This is a genomic window from Streptomyces sp. SLBN-118 (assembly GCF_006715635.1).
Taxonomy (GTDB): domain Bacteria; phylum Actinomycetota; class Actinomycetes; order Streptomycetales; family Streptomycetaceae; genus Streptomyces.
Genome location: NZ_VFNP01000001.1, coordinates 3,969,546 through 3,988,041 on the forward strand (window position 1 = coordinate 3,969,546; position 18,496 = coordinate 3,988,041).

Sequence of the window (18,496 nt, forward strand, 5' to 3'; positions counted from 1 at the left end):
GCACCACCCGTACAACCTGAGGCGGACACCGCTTCGGGACCTGGGGCCGATCCGCGACGGTAGTGCCGACTCCTAGCGTGGAGCTATGACCACGCCAGTCTGCACAAGCGCTTCGAAGGCCGCCGCACCGGCGGCCTCGTACACGCCGAACGCGCGCTATGCGACCTACTCATCGTTTTCGTCGTACGTACGGGCGCGGGGGCCCGTGCTGCTGCGAACCGCCCGCTCGCTCACCGCGAACCCGAGCGACGCCGAGGACCTGCTGCAGACCGCGCTCACGAAGACGTATGTCGCGTGGGAGCGGATCGAGGACCACCGGGCGCTCGACGGCTATGTCCGCCGCGCGCTGCTCAACACCCGCACCTCGCAGTGGCGCAAGCGCAAGGTCGACGAGTTCGCGTGCGAGGAACTGCCCGAGCCGGAGATTGTGCCCGCGCCCGATCCTGCCGAGCAGCAAGTGCTGCACGACGCGATGTGGCGCGCCGTGATGAAGCTGCCCGACCGGCAGCGCGCGATGGTGGTGCTGCGGTACTACGAGGATCTGAGCGAGGCCCAGACGGCCGAGGTGCTCGGGGTTTCGGTCGGTACGGTCAAGAGCGCGGTGTCGCGGGCGCTCGGCAAGCTCCGTGAGGACCCGGAGCTGGCACCCGTACGCTGACCCGTCCCCAAGCCGGTTCCGGCCCGGACCCTGGACCTTTCCGCACCCCTCCCGTCACACCTGTTGCCGCAGCCCCTGCCGTCTCCGTACCGATCTTCCGGCGCCGATTGATTACCTCCGGGTAGTGACATACCGCGTGGTATGTGAGCAGAATCTTTCTACCCTTACTGCCACGTAGCGCTAGCGCCCACCGGGAGGACGCCGTGCTGAGCACCATGCAGGACGTACCGCTGACTGTGACCCGCATCCTTCGCCACGGGATGACGATCCACGGCAAGTCGCAGATCACCACCTGGACGGGAGAGTCCGAGCCGCAGCGCCGCAGCTTCGCCGAGGTCGGCGAGCGGGCGACCCGCCTGGCCAATGCCTTGCGCGACGAGCTCGGAATCGACGGCGACCAGCGCGTCGCCACCCTGATGTGGAACAACGCCGAGCATGTCGAGGCGTACTTCGCGATCCCCTCCATGGGCGCCGTGCTGCACACCCTGAACCTCCGCCTGCCCGCGGAGCAACTGGTGTGGATCGCCAACCACGCCGCCGACCGGGCAGTCATCGTCAACGGTTCCCTTCTGCCGCTCCTCGCTCCGCTCCTGCCGCAATTGCCGACGATCGAGCACATCGTCGTCTCCGGCCCCGGGGACCGTTCGCTGCTCGACGGCGCTCAGGCGCGGGTGCACGAGTACGAGGAGCTGATCGCCGGCCGCCCGAGCACGTACGACTGGCCGGAGCTGGACGAGCGCACCGCCGCCGCCATGTGTTACACCTCCGGCACCACCGGCGACCCCAAGGGTGTCGTCTACTCCCACCGCTCCATCTACCTGCACTCCATGCAGGTCAACATGACCGAGTCGATGGGGCTGACGGACGGGGACACGACCCTCGTCGTGGTCCCGCAGTTCCACGTCAACGCCTGGGGCCTGCCGCACGCCACGTTCATGACCGGCATCAACATGCTGATGCCCGACCGTTTCCTGCAGCCCGCCCCGCTCGCCGAGATGATTGAGCGCGAGAAGCCCTCGCACGCCGCGGCCGTCCCCACCATCTGGCAGGGCCTGCTCGCCGAGGTCACCGCCAACCCGCGGGACCTGAGCTCCATGAAGCAGGTCACCATCGGCGGCGCGGCCTGCCCGCCCGCCCTCATGGAGGCGTACGACAAGCTGGGTGTGCGGCTCTGCCACGCCTGGGGCATGACGGAGACCTCCCCGCTCGGCACGATGGCTCACCCCCCGGCCGGGCTCAGCGCGGAGGAGGAGTGGCCCTACCGCGTCACCCAGGGCCGTTTCCCGGCGGGTGTCGAGGGGCGGCTGGTCGGCCCCGGCGGCGAGCTCCTGCCCTGGGACGGCGAGTCGGCCGGTGAGCTGGAGGTGCGCGGCGGCTGGATCGCGGGCGCGTACTACGGCGGCGCGGGCGGCGAGGACTTCAAGCCCGAGGACAAGTTCAGCGAGGACGGCTGGCTCAAGACCGGCGACGTGGGTGTGATCAGCAGCGACGGCTTCCTGACCCTGACCGACCGGGCGAAGGACGTCATCAAGTCCGGCGGCGAGTGGATCTCCAGCGTCGAACTGGAGAACGCGCTGATGGCGCACCCGGAGGTCGCCGAGGCGGCCGTGGTCGCCGTCCCGGACGCCAAGTGGGGCGAGCGGCCGCTGGCGACCGTGGTGCTCAAGGAGGGTTCGACCGCGGACTACGAGTCGCTGAAGGCCTTCCTCGCCGAGAAGATCGCGAAGTGGCAGGTGCCGGAGCGCTGGGCGGTGATCCCGGCCGTTCCGAAGACGAGCGTCGGCAAGTTCGACAAGAAGGTGATCCGCAGGCAGTACGCGGACGGCGAGCTGGACGTCACGGAGCTGTAGTCCGGGGCAGCCGTAGCGCGTGTACGGCAGGGGCGGCGGCCACAAACCGCCGCCCCTTTCGTATCAGTTCGTACCGATCTTCGCCAGCAGATCGACGATGCGTGCCTGCACCTCGCTGCTCGTGGAGCGTTCGGCCAGGAAGAGCACCGTCTCCCCCGACGAGAGCCGCGGCAGATCCGCGCGGTCGAGGCCCGCCGAGGTGTAGACGACCAGCGGGGTGTGGTTCAGCCGGCCGTTCGCCCGCAGCCAGTCGACGATCCCGGCCCTGCGGCGGCGCACCTGCATCAGGTCCATCACCACCAGGTTCGGCCGCATCTGGGAGGCGAGCGTGACCGCGTCCGTGTCCGCCCCGGCGCGGGCGACCTGCATACCGCGCCGCTCCAGCGTCGCCGACAGCGCGAGCGCGATCTCCTCGTGCTCCTCGATCAACAGCACGCGCGGGGGGTGCTGTTCGCTGTCGCGCGGAGCCAGGGCCTTGAGCAGTACGGCAGGATCCGCGCCGTACGCGGCCTCCCGCGTCGTCTGCCCCAGCCCCGCTGTCACCAGCACCGGAACCTCTGCCGCCACCGCGGCCTGGCGCAGCGACTGCAGCGCCGTCCGGGTGATCGGGCCGGTCAGCGGGTCGACGAAGAGCGCCGCCGGGAAGGCCGCGATCTGTGCGTCGACCTCCTCACGCGAGTGCACGACCACCGGGCGGTAGCCGCGGTCGCTCAGCGCCTGCTGGGTCGAGACGTCGGGCGCGGGCCAGACGAGAAGACGGCGCGGGTTGTCCAGTGGCTCCGGGGGCAGTTCGTCGTCGACGGGCTGCGGCTGCGGCTGGTTGGCCACTTCGACCGCGCCGCCCGGGCCGTCCAGCGGCTCGGGGCCCTCCGCGCCCTCGTCGGGGGCACCGATCGCGTAGGCCCGGCCCTCGGCCCGCTCGGCGGGCAACAGCGAGCCGGTCTGCGCCGGGCCCTGCGGGTGCTGACGGGCGGACGGTTCGGAACGCTCGCCGGCCGGGGGCGTGGCCAGCTTGCGGCGACGGCCCGAGCCGAGTGTCTGGTTCTGCTTCTCGGCGATCTGCTGTGAGAACGGCACGCCCTGCCCGAGCGTGCGCACACTGAAGGCCCGTCCCTGCGAGGCGTCGGCCGGAACCGGAGCCTCGGCGGGCAGCGGCATTGATACGGAGCCGGCGGCTGCGACCGTCCGGCCAGGGCTCAGGGTCGGGTTCTCCGCGGGTGCTGGTGCGGGGGTGGGTGCTGGTGCGGGCGCGGACGGGTGCACGGCTTCGTCGACGGCTGCCGCGTGGTGCCCGGTCCCGTTGTCGGCGGCGAGGCCGGTGCCTGCCGTGCCGTTCTCGGTCCAGCCCGGCTGGATGGCGGGCTGGGCGACGGGCTCCGCGACGGGCTGCACCGCGGACGCTTCGGGTGTCGCTTCGGGCAGGGGCTGAGCCTCCTGGCGGGCCCGGCGGCGGCCCGTCGGCACCGGATGCTCCTGCGGCGGCGTGTGGTGCTCGGCGCCCGGTTCGGTGCGTACGGCATCGTGCCGACCCGGCAGCGAGGCATCGGCCTCGCCCGCGGTCGGCGGAATCCGGTCGGCCTCGGCAGGCGGGAGCGCGAACGCCGCGCGCGCGGGCTCCACCTCGGGCGGGGCGGTCGCCAGCGCCCGCCTGGCCCGTCGGCCGGCAGTCTGAGCAGGGGCAGGTGCAGGGGAGGCAGCCTGGGCCGGAACGGCGGGCAGCTGGGGCATCCCGCCCTCGGGGCGCCGCGCGCGCCGCCCCGAGGGGCCCGTTCCCTGCGGGTCGACGGGCACGCCCTGCGGCGGCACCGTCTCGCCGCGCGCCGCGCGCCCGGCCCCGGCCGCGCCCTCCGCGGCCGTCACCACCGAACCCTCGGAAGGCCGGGTGGCCGCTCCCGCGGCGACCGCGACAGCGTCCTCGGCGGGGCTCGGCCGCCCGCGCCGCCGTCCGGTCCCGCTGCTGCCCGAGCCGCTCCCGTCACCCGAGTCCGGGGCGGGGATCAGCTCCTGCTGCGGCTCTTCCGCATGACCCCTGCGGCGGCCCGTCGGCTGCGCGGCCACCGGGTCCTCCTTGGCCACGGGGCTCTCCAGGAAGGCATCCGTCGAGGCCCGCCGAGCGCGCCGCCGCCCGCCTCCGCCGGTCGGCGAGGCGGGCGAGGCGGGCGAGGCGGGCGAGGCGGTCTGCTGTTCGGGCAGGGCGAGCGCAGAGTCCCCGGGACCGGCCGGCGGCGGAGCCGTCACCGTCCCCGAGCCCTCGCCGAGCGGTACCTCCAGGACGTACGCGCTGCCGCTCATCCCCGGCACCTCGTGCGTCTGCAGCACCCCGCCGTGAGCCTGTACGACCCCGCGCACGATCGGCTCGTGCACCGGGTCTCCCCCGGCGAACGGCCCGCGCACCTCGATCCGTACGACATCACCGCGCTGCGCCGCGGCCACGACGACCGTCGAGTCCACATACCCGCCGCCCGGAACCACACGCGCCTTGCCGGTCGAGTCGACCCCGGCCACGTCCGCGACCAGATGCGCGAGCGCCGTCGCGAGGCGCCCCGCGTCCACCTCGGCCTCTATCGGCGGCGAGTGCACCGCGAACTGCGCCCGCCCCGGACCGATCAGCTCGATCGCGCCCTCGACACCGGCCGCAACCACCTCGTCGAGCAGCGCCTTGGTCTTGTGAAGCTCCTCCGTGCCCGTGTCGAGGCGCTGATAACTCAGGACATTGTCGACAAGTGTCGTCATCCGGGCATATCCGGCGGCCAGATGGTGCAGGATCTGGTTGGCCTCGGGCCACAGCTGCCCGGCCGGATCGGCGGCCAGCGTGCCCAGTTCGGCGCGCAGTTCCTCCAGCGGCCCGCGCAGCGACTCACCCAGTACGGCGGTCAGCTGGGCATGCCGTGCGGCCAGTTCCTCGTGCCGGTCGGTCCACTCCTCGATCTCGGCGGCGTACCTCTCCGACCGGTCCGCGAGTTCGGCCGTCAGCCGCTCGGTCGTCTCCGTGATCTCGGCCGTCAGGCGCTCGGTCGTCTGCGCCAGCTCCGCCGAGTGCTGCTCCGCCAGCTCCTCGTAGGGGCGCCGGTCGGTGAAGGTCATCACGGCACCGACGAGCTGGTCCCCGTCCCGTACCGGCGCGGTCGTCAGATCGACAGACACCTTCGAACCGTTCTTCGTCCACAGCACCTGCCCGCGCACCCGGTGCTTGCGACCGGACTTGAGGGTGTCCGCGAGCGGCGAACCCTCGTACGGGAAGGGCTCGCCGTCCGCACGCGAGTGCAGGATCAGCGGATGCAGCTCCTGGCCGCCGAGGTCGCTGGCCCGGAACCCGAGGATCTGCGCGGCGGCCGGATTGACCAGGACGACCCGCCCGTCGGTGTCCGTACCGACGACCCCCTCGGACGCGGCCCGCAGGATCATCTCGGTCTGCCGCTGCGAACGCGCCAGCTCCGCCTCGGTGTCCACGGTCCCGGACAGATCACGCACAACGAGCATCAGCAGCTCGTCACCGGTGTAGCCGCCGCCGTACGAGTCGTACGCCTCGCGCCCGTCCTCAAGGCTCGCGCTGGTGACCTCGACCGGGAACTCACTGCCGTCCGTGCGCCGCGCGATCATCCGGGCGGGCTTGGTGCGGCCCCGCTCGTCGGCCGCCTCGGGCCGGCGCATGGACCCCGGGATCAGCCGGGAGTCGAAGGAGGGCAGCAGGTCGAGCAGCCCGCGCCCGACGAGTGCGGTGCCCGCGCTCTCGAAGAGTTCGAGGGCGATGGTGTTGGCGTTGACGACTGTGCCATTGCAGTTGACGAGCACGAGCCCGTCCGGGAGCGCGTCGAGTATGGCTGCGAGGCGAGCAGCGCCTCGGGATGGCCTGCTGCTCACGACGACGGTTCCTCCCTGACCTACTGCATGGTGCGGACGGCCGGTCCCATCCTGCCTCTCGGGCCCCAGCCTGTCACTGGAGGGAGTCTAAAGGCAGCGGATGCGCTGGCGACGGCGGATGAGGGGGAGCTCTCACCAAGGTTGTGTGCACAAGGCGTACACCCTGGGCCTATGACCTGGTGTTCGGCAGTACGGGTTCCATGGTCTGCCATCGCGAGATTTCGCAGCCGTTGGTCCGGCTGAAGGTGGCGTCCACCTGCCGGCCCTGCCAGGTGCCGGTGACGTGCGCGGTCTCCGGACCACCCATCTGCTCCGTACACATCTGGTCCTGCGGCACCGGCGCGAACGGGTCGTCCCCCTGCTGCGCCAGCTCGTCGAGCCGGTCGCAGGCGGCCTGCGCCGCCGGGTGGTCCCCGCCGGTGGGCCCGCACCGAAGCTCGTACAGCCCGTCGGTCCGCGCGGTGTCGGAGACGGTCACGGTCAGCTGGTCCCCCGCAGGCGCCTGCGCTGACAGCAGCGGCAGCGGCAGCGGCAGCGGAAGCGGCGAGGCGCCGGCGGCGGGCACGGCGGCGGCCAGGGCGGCGGCGGAGACGAATGCGGTGAGGACGATGCGGCGCAGCATGGAAACTCCTGGAGCTCGAGAGTCACGGTTCCGTCCGGGGCGGTGGCGCCCTGGCATCTTTAACGCTCCGTGGGCCGCGGCGTTGCGCAACCGGAGCTGTGCTCTCTGGGGGACACCCGCAGCTCTCGGACTTTGCTCTGTGGCCCGCGTGCCTAGTACCGTGGACAGCGATTGGTGACACCCCGCTGGGCTGTGTCATCATCTGCACGCACCACTCGCGCCCGCGCGGGTGTGCTGGAGGCGTCGCCTAGTCCGGTCTATGGCGCCGCACTGCTAATGCGGTTTGGGTCTTAAAGCCCATCGAGGGTTCAAATCCCTCCGCCTCCGCCAGTTGATCACCGAAGCCCCGTCCTGATGGCCGGGGCTTCGGTCGTTCACGGGCTCTTGGTGGGGGCGTTTCTAGGGCGTTTTCGCAGGTCAGGCGGGATGTGCTTAACGGATTTCACCTGAAGGCGCGGGTCATGTAATGTTGTTCCCGCAACGCCGACCGGGCAGAAAAGCCCGGAACGCACAAGCACTCGTAGCTTAACGGATAGAGCATCTGACTACGGATCAGAAGGTTGCAGGTTCGAATCCTGCCGAGTGCACACATGCCAGAGGGCCCGGACGACAAGTCCGGGCCCTCTGGCGTTTGGCCGTACATCAGCGAAGTACAGCAACCGTGTCAGCCCGAGGGGGAGCCGAGGCTGATGAGGCCATGCCGCTGGAACTCATCCGTCTGGATGACGGCTTGCAGAGCGTCACGGTCCGGCTGCTCTCCCAGCAGGGGGACTACTACGAGGCCGAGATAGCCATCCGTAGCGACTTCGTCAACGCCTCGGTTCGAAGCGGGTTCGATGCCGGCGACATCGAGGAGTGGGGCTCGCTCCCGGACGTCGTCGAGGAGGTCGACGACGGGACGAGGACGACTCGAGTGCCCCTGGGCGCCCCATCACGCGGCGCCCATGGCGTCCGACAGGTTGCTGAGCGCGTCGCGCACTTCTTCCTCGCGAGCCTCGGCGTATGCCTCATCGTCATCGCGATCTGTGAATGCCGACGGATGCGCGTTGCCACCTTCGGGTGCACCTCGAGTGCGACCAGAAGAGAGGTGCAGGTGTGCCGGGTGTTCCGGAGAGGGATCGACCGGAGCCCGGCGTCCTGCCGCTTGCCCTCAAAGGGCTCGGCTCAGAAGCCGCTGCATGTGGCTGCCGCCGATGGCCGAGGCGGTGGCCGTCTTTGGTGAGTCGTTGTCCACGGTCACCGAGCAAGTGGCCGTGCCCCCTGACCCGCTGAGACTGATGAGCAGTGATCCGCCCTTCACGAAGCCCTTCGTCGTCAGGGTCTTCTGCCACGGCAGCGACTTGACGGTTTCGGATCTTGACGAGATGCCGTCATCGTTCCAGACGGAGTAGGCGATGGTTACGTCTCTCGCGTCGCCAGTGACCGTGTATTCCACGGTGACTTCTTTCGACACTTCGTGGGAAATGCTCCCGACGATGGCTACGCAGCCGCCTGCCGCCAGCAGGACCAGGACGAGTAGTACCCACGGCCACTTCCGCCGTTTCTTTCTTGGCGGTGCTGCTCCATACGGTGTGCCACCGCCCGGGGGAGACTGCCAGCCTGCCCCGGGATGAGGCTGCTGCGGGTCGCCGCGTCCGCCGTGGTTACCGACGACGAAGGGCGCGTGCTCCTTCAGCGCCGCCGGGACAACGATCTCTGGGCGCTCCCTGGCGGTGGAATGGAGATGACCGACTCACTCCCGGGAACGGCCGTCCGTGAGGTGAAGGAAGAAACGGGTCTGGACGTGGAGATCACCGGGCTCGTGGGCTCGTACGACGACCCTCGCCACGTCATTGCCTATTCGGACGGTGAGGTGCGCAGACAGTTCAACGTCTGCTTCACCGCCCGTGTGGTCAGTGGCCGCCTCGCGATCTCGGACGAGTCCATGGAGCTGCGGTTCGTCGAGACAGCGGAGATTGATCAACTGCCGATGCATCACACGCAGCGACTCAGGGTTCGTCACTTCCTGGAGTACCGAGAGCGTCCCTTTCTCGGCTGACCTCGTCGATCGCCTCTGGGCCGATCGGGTTGCCGGTGCCGAGTGGTGGTGCGGCACCTCGGCGATGCCGTGGACGAGCCGTAAGCCTGAGCGGGTGTCCGTGGGCTCCGGTAACGTCCCCGTTTTCGGCCGGAGGTGTGTATGACGTGGCGCTGCGCGGGGCTCAGCTGGCCGCGGGAGACCCAAATTGCCGTGCTCGCGTGGGAGGGCGGTCGGGTCAGTCCGCTCACCGCGGGGAAGGAGCTCGGCTTCTGCGCCGAGGGCGAGCGGCGGTGCTTCGGGGCGCGGGGCAATCCCTGTCCGCTCGGGGCCGTTGTGGCGTCGCGGGCCACACAGGCGCGGTGTGCGCAGTGCGCGCGGCTGGACCGGGCGCACTCGGTGGCCGCCGACACCATCGCTGACGATCCGAGGACGTACCGCGTGTATCTCGCCTGGTTCGGGCCCGCGATGGTCAAGGTCGGCATCACCGCCGAGGAGCGCGGACCCGCGCGGCTGCTGGAGCAGGGGGCCGTCGTCTTCAGCTGGCTGGGGCGCGGGCCGCTGATGGCCGCGCGGCGGACCGAGGAACTGCTGCGCAGCGCGCTCGGCGTGCCGGACCGGATTCCGTACGCGGCCAAGCGCGCCGTGCGGGCCGGCCTGCCCGGGGCGGCCGAGCGTGCCGCGGAGATCGGGGAGCTGCACCGCCGCGCGGTGGGGCTGGCCGGTTGGGCCGGGTCGCTGGAGCGGCTGGACTTCGAGGCGGTCGACCACGCCGAGGTCTTCGGGCTCGATGGTCTGCCCGCGGCGACCGCAGTCGTGCGCGAGCTCGTGGACGGCGGGGTCGTCGCCGGGCGCGTGGTGGCGGCGGCCGGGCCCGATCTGCATCTGCGGACCGCGGACGACGGGCTTGTCGTGCTCGATACGCGGCTGATGACCGGGTGGTCGCTCGTCGGCGCCGAGGCGGGGGAGGGCGTGACGGTGCCGCTGCTCGACGTCGCCGGCGGGGCCGTTCAGGACGGGATCTTCTGACCGAATGGTCAAACGCTGGATCCCCTTTGGTTCCCTTACTGCAATGAGGCTGGACACCTCCCTGACCGGGAACGGAGGCTGGGCGTCATGAGCATGGAGAACATCGGACGTGTCGCAGCGCATGAACCGCCCTACTACACAGTGGTCTTCACCTCCGTCCGGCCCGACCGGCCCGAGGGATACGGCGAGACCGCCGAGCGGCTGAACGAACTGGTGCAGGAGGTGCCCGGGTTCCTCGGGTACGAGTCGGCCAGGACTCCCGGCGGGCTCGCGATCACCGTCGGCTACTTCCGGGACGAGGAGGCCATCGCCGCCTGGCAGCAGAGTCTGGAGCACCAGGCCGCGCAGAAGCGCGGACGCGCGGAGTGGTACGAAAGCTACAGCGTGCATATCGGCAAGGTGGAACGGAGTTACGGCTTTGAGCGGGAATGACGACGTCCGGACGTTCTGGCAGCGGCTCGGACTGCCCGGACTCGTCGACGTACACACCCATTTCATGCCCGAGCAGGTACTCAGGAAGGTGTGGGCGTACTTCGATGCCGTCGGACCGCTGACCGGCATGGAGTGGCCCATCACCTACCGGCAGGAGGAAGAGGAACGCGTCGCGCTGCTGCGGGAGTTCGGGGTGCGTTCCTTCACCTCGATGGTCTATCCGCACAAGGCGAGCATGGCCGCCTGGCTGAACGGCTGGGCCGCCGAGTTCGCCGAGCGCACCCCCGGCTGTCTGCACACCGCCACCCTCTTCCCGGAGGACGGCGTCGAGCGGTACGTGCGCGAGGCGGTCGAGGGCGGGGCGCGGGTCTTCAAAGCGCACCTCCAGGTGGGGGCGTACGACCCGAACGACCCGCTGCTCGATCCCGTCTGGGGACTGCTCGCCGAGGCCGGAGTCCCGGTGGTGACGCACTGCGGGTCGGGGCCCGTGCCCGGCAAGCACACCGGGCCGGAGCCGGTGGGGCGTCTGCTCGCGCGGCATCCGCGGCTGCGGCTGGTGGTCGCCCACATGGGGATGCCGGAGTACACCGACTTCCTCGATCTCGCGGAGCGCTACCGGGAGGTGCGGCTGGACACGACGATGGCGTTCACGGACTTCAGCGAGCGCTTCAGCCCCTTCCCGGCCGGGGAACGGGCCCGGCTGGCGGCGCTGGGGGACCGCGTACTGCTGGGGACGGACTTCCCGAACATTCCGTATCCGTACGTCCATCAACTGCGGTCGCTGGAGCGGCTGGATCTCGGTGACGACTGGCTGCGGGCGGTGTGTCACGACAACGGGGCGGCGCTGTTCGGCCTCGCCTAGGCCGTTTCGTTCGGATCACTTGATCGTTGGTCTGGGCGTGTCGTTGACTGACGCGCAGTGGGCGAGGATCGAGCCGTTGTTACCGGACCGGACGCCCAGGCGGGGTGGTCGGTGGCGGGATCACCGTGAGGTGATCGATGCGGTCGTTGAGGGGATCTGAGTGCACGGGTACACGTCGCCCTGGTGGTGAGCCGCTTTAGAAGTGGCAAAGAGCCTTGTCCCGGACCCCAAGGTCGGTTGAGGCCATCCCTCAACCACACGACGACGTCGTCGGCCACACGTTCCGGTTTCCACGTCGACGCAGTCCGGAGGTTGTTGAAGGGCGTGCGCGGGAAGCACTGAGGGGGTGCACCTCGACCGGTCCGAGATCAACTGTGTTGAATAGAAGTGAGGTTGACATGCGTCCACGCATCCGACGGACAACGAAAAGAGCGACCGCTGTCGCAGCTACCCTTGCGGCGGCAGCGGGATTGAATCTGGCAGGTGCACCCGACGCGGCTGCCGCCGATCGGGCCACGTTCGACGTCACCGTAGCTGCGACCTACTACCGCGGCACGATCGAGTTCTACAACCGATCGGTCATTGTCGACGGCGTCCTGCGGGGCCTGAGCACCGGATGCCGCAGGGGAGGGGCATGGGCTTACGACGCCGGCGGCTACCCGCTGGCCCACAAGACTACGTCCCTCGTGTGCAACGGGGCCGTGGAACGGGACATCCCGCTCAGCTGGGACGTGCCGGGCGGAGCCTCCTCGGTCGTGGTCGACCTCCTCGACGCCGACGGGAACCTCCTCAAGTACTGCGTCACCACTCGCGGAGACGAGTACTGCGAGGTGACCTAGGAGCTCTCTTACGGATCACTGGCGGAATTTCGATTGCAGGACCAGCTTGCGTTGACAGAACTGCTGCCTGCGACGATGCGCTTGTGAGCTATGACCTTGGTGTGTGGGACGGCGACCGTCCATTCGACAACCGCCAAGCGGGCTCGATGTATGACGAGCTCTACGAGCGCTACCTTGAGTCGGACGATGTCGTCGTGCCTCCGGCGCCACGCATCGCGGCGTACGTGGAAGCCCTCGTCGCGCAGTACCCAGATGACGTCGACCGCAACGTCGTGTGGGCGTCGACACCAGTCATCGATGAGGCATCGGGCCCGATCGTGTACCTGCTCATGTCTTACGGCAAGGCCGGGGCCGCCCTCGACCACGATCTCGACCCCGACCGCATGTCCTTCACACGCTCCCTGCGGATCGTGCGCCGCCAGGTCCCGGCCCAGGCGGCCTTTTCCCCCCGGCAGACTCGCCCGGGCACTGACCCGCACCTTGACTGAGATCACCGAACGCCTGCTGCCCCCACGACGCCACCGGACCTGCCCCCGCGTGATCAAACGGAAAATGTCCAACTGGCCCCTCAAACGCGCAGCACACCGCAACTGGCCACTACCAGCCCCAGCGACAGTCACCATCACCCAGCCGACAACCTAAAATCACCGGCATTGGGCCTAGCCCCCGCTCCCGCCCAGCGCTCTCGCTCAGCTTTTTCTCAGGGAATTCACAGCTGAGCGCAAGGACCCTCTCAGGGCGGGGTCGCAGAGTGACGAGCATGACCGCGACCTCGCCCCAGGGGCGTATCGAAATGCTCAGGCCGGACGGCAGCCCCGTCCGGGTGCTCGTCGTGGACGACGAGGCCGCGCTGAGCGAGCTGCTGTCGATGGCCCTGCGCTACGAGGGCTGGGAGGTGCGCAGCGCCGGGGACGGCGCTGGCGCGGTGCGTTCCGCGCGGGACTTCCGCCCCGACGCGGTGGTGCTCGACGTGATGCTGCCCGACATGGACGGGCTCGCCGTCCTGGGGCGGCTGCGGCGCGAACTGCCCGAGGTGCCGGTGCTGTTCCTCACCGCCAGGGACGCGGTCGAGGACCGGATCGCCGGACTGACGGCGGGGGGCGACGACTATGTCACCAAACCCTTCTCGCTGGAGGAGGTGGTGGCCAGGCTGCGCGGTCTGATCCGCAGGTCCGGCGCCGCGACCGTACGCAGCGAATCGCTGCTCGCGGTCGGGGACCTGATCCTCGACGAGGACAGCCACGAGGTCAGCCGGGGCGGTGAGCCGATCCGTCTGACGGCGACCGAGTTCGAGCTGCTGCGCTATTTGATGCGCAATCCGCGGCGGGTGCTCAGCAAGGCGCAGATCCTGGACCGGGTGTGGTCGTACGACTTCGGCGGGCAGGCCAACGTCGTCGAGCTGTATGTCTCGTATCTGCGGAAGAAGATCGACGCGGGGCGTCCGCCGATGATTCACACCCGGCGCGGGGCCGGGTATCTGATCAAGCCGGGTGAGTAGTGCCCGGCGCACGTGGACGGCGGCGCAGATGGTCGCTGCGGACCCGGCTCGTGATCTCGGCGGTGGCGCTGATCGCGGTGGTGTCGGCGGTGATCGGCTCGGTCACGACGATCGCCTACCGCACCTATCTGTACGGGCAGTTGGACACTCAGCTGACCACGGTCGGCATGCGCGCCTCCGGCCCACCCGGCCCGGTCGACAGCATGCCTTCGGGCAGGGGGCCGCTCGACTTCGTCATCGGCGGTGGTACGCCGGTGGGCACCGTCGGCGCCAAGCTCGCCGGCGACGGCACGGTCTCCGAGGCCGTGGCCAGCGTCGAACGGACGAGTGATGCGCTGGAGCCCCTTCCGAGCCCCCTCACCGAGGCCCAGTCCAAGGCTCTCGCCCAGGTCTCGCGAGACGGCCGTCCGCACACCCTGGAGCTGCCTGGCCGGGGCGACTACCGGGTCGAGTACGTCACGGGGGTTCGCGGGTCCTACCTCGTAGGGGTTCCCCTGAGTGACGTGCAGGACGCGCTGGCCACGCTGGTCCTGGTCGAGGTCTCCGTCACCGGTGCCGGGCTGATCGCCGCCGGAATCACGGGCACTGCCCTGGTCGCCTTTGCGCTGCGGCCGCTGCGACGGGTCGCCGCGACCGCCACCCGTGTCTCCGAACTGCCGCTCCACAGTGGCGAGGTCGCCCTGCACGAGCGGGTCCCGGACGCCGAGGCCGATCCTCGGACCGAGGTCGGCCAGGTCGGCGCGGCGCTCAACCGGATGCTCGGGCACGTCGGTTCGGCGCTCGCGGCGCGGCAGGAGAGCGAGACGCGGGTGCGGCAGTTCGTCGCGGACGCCAGCCATGAGCTGCGCACGCCGCTGGCGTCGATCCGCGGCTACGCGGAGCTGACCCGGCGCGGACGCGAGGACGTGGGCGCGGACACCCGGCACGCGCTGGGGCGTATCGAGTCCGAGGCGACGCGGATGACGGGACTGGTGGAGGATCTGCTGCTGCTCGCCCGTCTCGATGCCGGACGACCGCTCTCTTACGAGAGCACCGATCTCTCGCCGCTGATCGTGGACGCGGTGGGGGATGCGCAGGCGGCGGGACACGACCACAAGTGGCGGCTGGAGCTGCCGGCCGAACCGGCGACGGTACGGGGCGACGGCGCCCGCCTGCACCAGGTGCTCGTCAATCTGCTCGCGAACGCCTGTACCCACACACCACCGGGTACGACCGTCACCGCACGCCTGCGACGCGACGGCCCGGGCGTCATCCTCGAGGTCGAGGACGACGGTCCCGGCATTCCGCCGGGCCTGCTGCCGCACATCTTCGAACGGTTCGCCCGCGGTGACGCCTCCAGGTCCCGGCACGCCGGATCGACCGGACTCGGCCTGGCGATCGTGCAGGCGGTCGTCACCGCGCACAGCGGAACGGTGGCCGTGCGCTCCGAACCCGGGCACACGGTCTTCTCCGTGGGAATCCCCGCGTCCGCGGGAATGCCCGCCTCCACAGACCTGCCCGCCTCCACAGGCATGCCTTCCGCACACGACTCACAGACGGCGCACAGGCACATCACACGGGCATGACAGCGCCGCCGCCGAGTGTCGTCCCATGCGAACCGACACCCCAAGGGGGACTCTTCCGGCCCGGGAGCATCTGCTCGCCCACACGGCCGGCCGGCCCGTACTCGACGTGGTGATCCCGGTCTACAACGAGGAGAACGACCTCGAACGGTGCGTGCGCAGGCTGCACGACCACCTCGCCCGGACCTTCCCGTACGGCTTCCGGATCACCGTCGCCGACAACGCGAGCACCGACAGCACGCCCCAGGTGGCGACATGGCTCGCCCACTCGATCCCCGAGGTGGAGGCGTACCGGCTGGAGGAGAAGGGCCGGGGCCGGGCGCTGCGCACCGTGTGGTCGCACTCGAACGCCCCTGTACTCGCCTATATGGACGTCGATCTGTCCACCGACCTCAACGCACTGCTGCCGCTGGTCGCACCGCTGATCTCCGGGCATTCGGACCTCGCGATCGGGTCCCGGCTCGCGCGTTCGTCACGTGTGGTGCGCGGGCCGAAGCGGGAGTTCATCTCGCGCGCCTACAACCTGATTCTGCGCGGCTCGCTCGCGGCTCGCTTCTCCGACGCCCAGTGCGGGTTCAAGGCGATACGGCGCGAAGTGGCCGAGCGGCTGCTCCCGATGGTCGAGGACACCGGCTGGTTCTTCGACACCGAGCTGCTGGTGCTGGCCGAGCGGGCCGGGCTGCGGATCCACGAGGTGCCGGTGGACTGGGTCGACGACCCGGACTCGACGGTGCACATCGTGAGCACGGCGACCGAGGACCTCAAGGGCGTCTGGCGGGTGGGGCGTGCGCTGGCCCTCGGTGCGCTGCCGCTGGACCGGCTGGCGAGGCCCTTCGGCGACGATCCGCGCGACCGGCAGCTCAGCGGGGTGCCGGGTGGTCTCGCACGGCAGCTGGTCGGCTTCTGTGTGGTCGGTGCGCTGTCCACGCTGTTGTACCTGCTGCTGTATTCGCTCTTCAGGACGGGGGCCGGACCCCAAGTAGCCAATGCGGGCGCGCTGTTGCTGTCCGCCGTGGCGAACACGGCCGCGAACCGGCGGCTCACCTTCGGGATACGGGGCCGGGAGCGGGCCATGCGCCATCAGGCGCAGGGCCTGGTCGTGTTCGGCATCGGGCTCGCGCTGACCAGCGGCTCGCTGGCCGCCCTGTCAGCGGCGGCCGGACATCCCTCGCACGCCGTCGAGCTCGCGGTCCTGGTCGCGGCGAACCTCGCGGCCACGATGCTGCGCTTCCTGCTCTTCCGGGCGTGGGTCTTCCCGGACCGGCGCGAGAACTACGTCCCGGCCGACGACAAGCGGACCGCCTCCGCACTCCCGTACACCGTAAGGAACTCACGATGACAACCGCTCTTCCGCACGACGGCCTCTCGGTGGCGGACAGCCCCGGGCACACCCGCACCCGCAGCGCACCGGGCACCCGTATCTGGCGCGGGCGCGCCGACGACGCCGCCTGGGTGCGCCCCACCTTCCTCGGACTTCTGCTGGTCACCGCGCTGCTCTACCTCTACGGCCTGAGCGCGTCCGGCTACGCCAACTCCTTCTACTCCGCCGCCGCGCAGGCGGGCAGCGAAAGCTGGAAGGCATTCTTCTTCGGCTCGCTGGATTCCGCGAACTCCATCACCGTCGACAAGGCCCCGGCCTCGCTCTGGCCGATGGCCCTGTCCGTACGGCTCTTCGGGCTCGGCTCCTGGCAGATCCTGGTCCCCCAGGTGCTGATGGGGGTCGCGACGGTCGCTGTGCTGTACGGGGCGGTGCGCCGGCGCTTCTCCCCCGCCGCGGGTCTGATCGCGGGCGCCGCGATGGCTGTGACACCCGTCGCCGCGCTGATGTTCCGCTTCAACAACCCGGACGCGCTGCTCGCGCTGCTGATGACGGTGACGGTGTACTGCGTACTGCGTGCCCTCGAAGGCGCGCGCACGAAATGGCTGGTCTGGGCGGGTGTGGCGGTCGGCTTCGCGTTCCTGACGAAGACGCTGCAGGCGTTCTTGATCCTGCCGCCGCTTGCCGTGATCTATGCCGTGTGCGCACCGACGACCGTGCGGCGGCGGCTCGGCCAGCTCGCTGTGGCCGGGCTCGCGACGGTCGTCGCGGGCGGCTGGTGGGTGGCGATCGTCGAGCTGTGGCCCGCGTCCTCGCGTCCCTATGTCGGCGGCTCGCAGAACAACAGCTTCCTGGAGCTGACCTTCGGCTACAACGGCCTCGGGCGGATCAACGGCAACGAGACCGGCAGCGTCGGAGGTGGCGGCGGAGGCCGGGGCGGCGGCTGGGGCGAGACCGGCATCGACCGGATGTTCGCCGGGAACATCGGCGGCCAGATCTCCTGGCTGCTGCCCGCCGCGCTGCTGCTGCTCGTCGCGGGACTTGTCGTCACCTGGCGGGCCGGCCGAACGGACACCGCGCGGGGCGCGTTCCTGGCCTGGGGCAGCTCCCTGCTGATGACCGCGGGGATCTTCAGCTTTATGGCCGGGATCTTCCACGAGTACTACACGGTGGCGTTGGCGCCGTACATCGCCGCCCTGGTCGGCATGGGTGCGACGGTGCTGTGGGAGGAGCGGCGTTCGTACGCGGCCTCGGCGGTGCTGGGCGCCACGGTCGCGGTGACGGCGTACTGGTCGTACACCTTGCTCGGCCGGAGCACTGACTTTCTTCCGTGGCTGCGGTGGGCGGTGCTGATCGGTGGACTGACGGCCGCGGTCGGACTGCTGCTCGCGGGCCGGATCGGCCGCCGACTGGCGCTCGGTGCGGCGGCTCTGGGGCTGGGGGCCTCGCTGGCCGGGCCCGTCGCGTACTCCCTCACGACGGTGAGCGAGAGCCATGCGGGCTCGATCGTGACGGCCGGACCGGCGGTGGCCGGCAGCCTGGGCGGCCTCCGCGGTCCGGGCGGCGGCGGTCCGGGTGGGCGGCTCGGCGGTGACGGTGGGCGGATGCAGCCGCCCGGGCAGTTGGGCCATGGCCAGGGTGCCGGGCAGGGCGGCGGCATGGGGCAGCCCCCGACCGGCGGGCCACTGGGCCAGGGCCAGGGCCAGGGCCGAGCCGGTCAGGGCCAGGGGCAGTTGCCGGGCGGATTCCCCAGCGGCCAGGGCGAGCGCGGCCCCGGGATCGGTGGCATGGGCGGTCTCCTCAACGGCGCGAAGGTCAGCGCCGAGGTCGAGGCCAAGCTGAAGCAGAACGCCGGCGACTACACCTGGGTCGCCGCGGCCGTCGGCTCCCAGAACGCCGCCGGCTATCAACTCGCCACCGAGAAGCCGGTGATGGCGATCGGCGGCTT

Annotated in this window: 15 protein-coding genes, 2 tRNA genes and 1 pseudogene; 16 read left to right on the plus strand and 2 right to left on the minus strand. The window is 70.4% G+C overall.

Annotated features, from left to right (window positions below; translation table 11 throughout):
- Positions 1–85 precede the first annotated feature (85 nt).
- Together FBY35_RS18215 and FBY35_RS18220 are read left to right on the plus strand one after the other, a co-directional pair.
- Positions 86–658: a SigE family RNA polymerase sigma factor gene (locus FBY35_RS18215; RefSeq protein ID WP_142214804.1), complete on the plus strand. Its 573-nt coding sequence runs from the start codon at positions 86–88 to the stop codon at positions 656–658.
- Positions 659–861: 203 nt separating this feature from the next.
- Positions 862–2,508 carry a long-chain fatty acid--CoA ligase gene (locus tag FBY35_RS18220; RefSeq protein ID WP_142214805.1) on the plus strand — a complete coding sequence of 549 codons (1,647 nt, stop codon included), beginning with the start codon at positions 862–864 and terminating at the stop codon, positions 2,506–2,508.
- A gap of 63 nt (positions 2,509–2,571) precedes the next feature.
- Here the strand turns inward: FBY35_RS18220 and FBY35_RS18225 are convergent, their stop codons facing one another.
- Together FBY35_RS18225 and FBY35_RS18230 are read right to left on the minus strand one after the other, a co-directional pair.
- Positions 2,572–6,369, minus strand: a complete 3,798-nt coding sequence (locus FBY35_RS18225) for a PAS domain-containing protein (protein WP_142214806.1) — start codon at positions 6,367–6,369, stop codon at positions 2,572–2,574.
- A 169-nt stretch (positions 6,370–6,538) separates the two neighbouring features.
- Positions 6,539–6,991 (minus strand): SSI family serine proteinase inhibitor, encoded by a 453-nt coding sequence (locus FBY35_RS18230; RefSeq protein ID WP_142214807.1) that lies wholly within the window; start codon positions 6,989–6,991, stop codon positions 6,539–6,541.
- Between the two features lie 236 nt (positions 6,992–7,227).
- On the opposite strand from FBY35_RS18230, the gene FBY35_RS18235 reads away from it, so the two are divergent.
- From FBY35_RS18235 to FBY35_RS18310, 14 genes and pseudogenes are all read left to right on the plus strand, one after another.
- A tRNA-Ser gene (locus FBY35_RS18235) sits at positions 7,228–7,321 on the plus strand.
- 184 nt (positions 7,322–7,505) lie between these two features.
- A tRNA-Arg gene (locus FBY35_RS18240) sits at positions 7,506–7,578 on the plus strand.
- A 110-nt stretch (positions 7,579–7,688) separates the two neighbouring features.
- Complete coding sequence (locus FBY35_RS37190) at positions 7,689–8,213, plus strand: DUF5959 family protein (protein WP_186356961.1); 525 nt, start codon at positions 7,689–7,691, stop codon at positions 8,211–8,213.
- 387 nt (positions 8,214–8,600) lie between these two features.
- Entirely contained in the window at positions 8,601–9,029 is a 429-nt protein-coding gene (locus FBY35_RS18260; protein WP_142214809.1) for an NUDIX domain-containing protein, read from the plus strand.
- Positions 9,030–9,170: 141 nt separating this feature from the next.
- On the plus strand, positions 9,171–10,037 hold the full coding sequence (locus FBY35_RS18265; RefSeq protein ID WP_142214810.1) for a DUF2797 domain-containing protein: 867 nt from the start codon (positions 9,171–9,173) through the stop codon (positions 10,035–10,037).
- Between the two features lie 87 nt (positions 10,038–10,124).
- A complete protein-coding gene (locus tag FBY35_RS18270; protein ID WP_142214811.1) occupies positions 10,125–10,469 on the plus strand; it encodes an antibiotic biosynthesis monooxygenase in 345 nt (114 codons plus the stop codon).
- Complete coding sequence (locus FBY35_RS18275) at positions 10,456–11,331, plus strand: amidohydrolase family protein (protein WP_313904665.1); 876 nt, start codon at positions 10,456–10,458, stop codon at positions 11,329–11,331. Before FBY35_RS18270 ends, FBY35_RS18275 begins: the two co-directional genes overlap by 14 nt.
- A 22-nt stretch (positions 11,332–11,353) precedes the next feature.
- Positions 11,354–11,479 (plus strand): annotated as a pseudogene (locus tag FBY35_RS37195) (transposase); the annotation flags it as partial.
- Positions 11,480–11,801: 322 nt separating this feature from the next.
- Entirely contained in the window at positions 11,802–12,170 is a 369-nt protein-coding gene (locus FBY35_RS18285) for a hypothetical protein (RefSeq protein ID WP_142214813.1), read from the plus strand.
- 83 nt (positions 12,171–12,253) lie between these two features.
- The gene (locus FBY35_RS18290; RefSeq protein WP_260848648.1) at positions 12,254–12,658 is read left to right on the plus strand and encodes a hypothetical protein; all 405 of its coding nucleotides are present in this window, start codon (positions 12,254–12,256) and stop codon (positions 12,656–12,658) included.
- A 272-nt stretch (positions 12,659–12,930) separates the two neighbouring features.
- The gene (locus FBY35_RS18295; RefSeq protein WP_313904666.1) at positions 12,931–13,668 is read left to right on the plus strand and encodes a response regulator transcription factor; all 738 of its coding nucleotides are present in this window, start codon (positions 12,931–12,933) and stop codon (positions 13,666–13,668) included.
- Positions 13,668–15,233: a cell wall metabolism sensor histidine kinase WalK gene (locus tag FBY35_RS18300; protein ID WP_142214815.1), complete on the plus strand. Its 1,566-nt coding sequence runs from the start codon at positions 13,668–13,670 to the stop codon at positions 15,231–15,233. The genes FBY35_RS18295 and FBY35_RS18300 overlap by 1 nt, the downstream gene beginning before the upstream one ends.
- Positions 15,234–15,258: 25 nt before the next feature.
- Positions 15,259–16,569 (plus strand): glycosyltransferase, encoded by a 1,311-nt coding sequence (locus tag FBY35_RS18305; RefSeq protein WP_142214816.1) that lies wholly within the window; start codon positions 15,259–15,261, stop codon positions 16,567–16,569.
- Positions 16,566–18,496, plus strand: a 1,931-nt coding sequence (locus tag FBY35_RS18310; RefSeq protein ID WP_142214817.1) for a glycosyltransferase family 39 protein, incomplete at its 3' end; no start/stop codon positions are given. The genes FBY35_RS18305 and FBY35_RS18310, both read left to right, overlap by 4 nt.